At 69.4% G+C, this 2,721-nt stretch carries 2 protein-coding genes; both read left to right on the top strand.

Going from position 1 to position 2,721, the window contains the following annotated elements; translation table 11 throughout:
- The first annotated feature begins 358 nt into the window (after positions 1-358).
- The gene (gene mdo / locus G6021_RS11665; RefSeq protein WP_067714967.1) at positions 359-1,630 is read left to right on the top strand and encodes an NDMA-dependent methanol dehydrogenase; all 1,272 of its coding nucleotides are present in this window, start codon (positions 359-361) and stop codon (positions 1,628-1,630) included.
- Positions 1,631-1,739: 109 nt separating this feature from the next.
- Positions 1,740-2,721, top strand: a 982-nt coding sequence (locus tag G6021_RS11660) for a MoxR family ATPase (protein WP_182641343.1), incomplete at its 3' end; no start/stop codon positions are given.

Below are 2,721 nucleotides of genomic sequence, written 5' to 3'. Positions count from 1 at the left end.
CTCCCCGTGCTCAGGGCCTGGGTCGGCGGCGCCGGGCGTGAGGATCTCGCCGCATGGCGGAGCCTGGCCCGGTCGCGGTACGCGGACGCCTCGACGATCGCGGCGGCCGAGGCGCGGTGTCGTGTCCTCGATCAGCGCTTCGGGGCGTGAGGGGCGCGGAGGTCGGCGGCCGTGACGAACCGGGCTCGACCCGTCCACTCGGGTAGGTGCATCGGTGCCATCCGGACCGTCCCCGGTGCGCCGGGTGGGCAGAACCCCGCGGTAGCTGTTCCGGACGGGGCGCCCGCCGGACAAGAGTGATCGGTGTCACAATCACCGCCCCGCCGATGGTGGGGGTCGCTCGAGCAGGAGGCGCACGATGGCGATCGAACTGAATCAGATCTGGGACATGCCGATCAAGGAGTTCCACCCTCTCCCCAAGGCACTGTTGGGGGTGGGTGCACACGACATCCTCGGCGTGGAGGCCAAGAAGCTGGGGATGACCCGGGTCCTCATCATGACCACCGGACTGCGCGGCTCGGGCATCATCGAGGAGCTCAAGGGCAAGATCGAGTACCAGGGCCTCGACGTCGTCGTCTTCGACAAGGTCGAGTCCAACCCCAAGGACTACAACGTCATGGACGCCGCCGCGCTCTACAACTCGGAGAAGTGCGACGGCATCATCTCGGTGGGCGGCGGCTCCAGTCATGACGCCGCCAAGGGCGCCCGCGTGGTGATCGCCCACGACGGCCGCGACATCAACGAGTTCCAGGGCTTCTCCAAGTCCACCAACTTCGAGAACCCGCCGCACATCGCGGTGTCCACCACGGCGGGCACCGGCGCGGAGACCTCGTGGGCGTACGTGATCACGGACACCTCGGACATGGACCACCCGCACAAGTGGGTCGCGTTCGACGACGCCAGCCTGGTCTCGCTGGCGATGGACGACCCGCTCCTCTACTACTCCTGCCCGCAGCACTTCACCGCGTACTGCGGTTTCGACGTCCTCGCGCACTGCTCGGAGCCGTACGTGTCCCGGCTCGACTTCGCCCCGTCGCTGGGCAACGCGTTGTACGCGACCAAGCTCGTGGCGGACAACCTCACGACGGCCGTGTACGACCCCCGCAACCTCGAGGCCCGGACCGGCATGATGAACGCGCAGTACATCGCGACGCAGGCGTTCAACTCGGGCGGCCTGGGCATGATCCACTCGATGTCCCACGCGATCAGCGCGTACTACGACACGCACCACGGTCTGAACAACGCCATCGCGCTGCCCCGGGTGTGGGAGTACAACCTGCCGTCGCGCTACCAGCGCTACGCCGAACTCGCGCCGCAGATGGGCGTGGACACCCGCAACATGACGACCGTCCAGGCCGCCGACGCGGCGGTGGAGGCCGCCATCCGGTTGTCGAAGGACGTCGGCATCCCGGACAACTTCAGCCAGATCACGCCCGGGCTGTACGAGAAGAACCAGATGGACACGGGCAAGTACAAGGGCAAGGGCGACAGGATCGACACCTCGGCGGAGAACATCCGCCGGATCGCCGAGCACATGATGGGGGACGCGTGCACCCCGGGCAACCCGCGTGAGTCCACGGTCGAGTCGCTGATCCCGATGGTCGAGCACGCCATGACCGGGTCGTACTGACCGGTCGGCGCGGCACCCCACCAGGACGTCCCCGGGGGCGGGCGAGCGGATCCGTCCCGCCCGTCCCCGGGGGACACCACCATCTCTCGAGAACGGAAAGGGCCCGACCATGGATGTCATCGAGGATCACCCCGACGACCTGAGTTCCGACGAGGTGGGTCCCGCGGACGCGGTGATCGACGTCGACGTCCTGGCGGAGGCCCTCCGCGGGACGGGGTACATCGTCGACCGTGAGCTGGCGACGGTCGTGCACCTGGCGACGGTCCTCGACAGGCCGCTGCTGCTGGAGGGGCCGGCCGGTGTGGGCAAGACCGAGCTGGCCAAGTCGCTGGCCTCCGCGTTCGGCCGTCGGTTGGTCCGGCTGCAGTGCTACGAGGGGCTCGACGACGCCCGGGCGCTGTACGAGTGGGACTACGCCAAGCAGCTGCTCCACGTCCAGATGCTCCGGGACCGGATCACGGCGGAACTGGCGGTGCACGAGGATCTCGCCGCGGCCTCGGCCGCGCTGGCGGAGATGGAGGTGGGGATCCACGGCGAGGACTTCCTGGTGACCAGGCCGTTGCTCGAGGCGATCACGTCCGAGGACCCGGTGGTCCTGCTCATCGACGAGATCGACCGCACGGAGGAGTCGCTCGAGGCGATGCTGCTCGAGGTGCTCGCGGAGAAGCAGGTGACGATCCCGGAGCTCGGCACCTACCGCGCACGCACGACGCCCTGGGTGGTGCTCACCTCGAACGACACCCGGGAGCTGTCCAGTGCCCTCAAGCGCCGGTGCCTGCACTTCCACGTGGACTTCCCGGACGCCGCGCGGGAGACGGAGATCGTCCGGTCCCGCGCTCCGGAGGTGCCGGAGTCGGTGGCGGCCGACGTGGTGGACAAGGCACGCCGCCTGCGCGAGCTGCCCCTGCGCAAGGCCCCGTCGATCTCCGAGGTGGTGGACGCGGCGCGCGCCGCGTCGGTGTGGGGTGGAGACGGCCCGGAGCTCGGCTGGGTCCTGTCCGCCGCTCTCCTGAAGTACCGGTCCGACGACGATGTCGCCCGTGGCGTTCTCGGCGCTGGGGCGGCCCCGGGCGAGGAGCCGGCGGGTGGCG

This window comes from Dietzia sp. CW19 (assembly GCF_014145265.1).
Lineage (GTDB): Bacteria > Actinomycetota > Actinomycetes > Mycobacteriales > Mycobacteriaceae > Dietzia > Dietzia natronolimnaea.
This window is presented reverse-complemented; position numbering and strand designations above follow the sequence as displayed.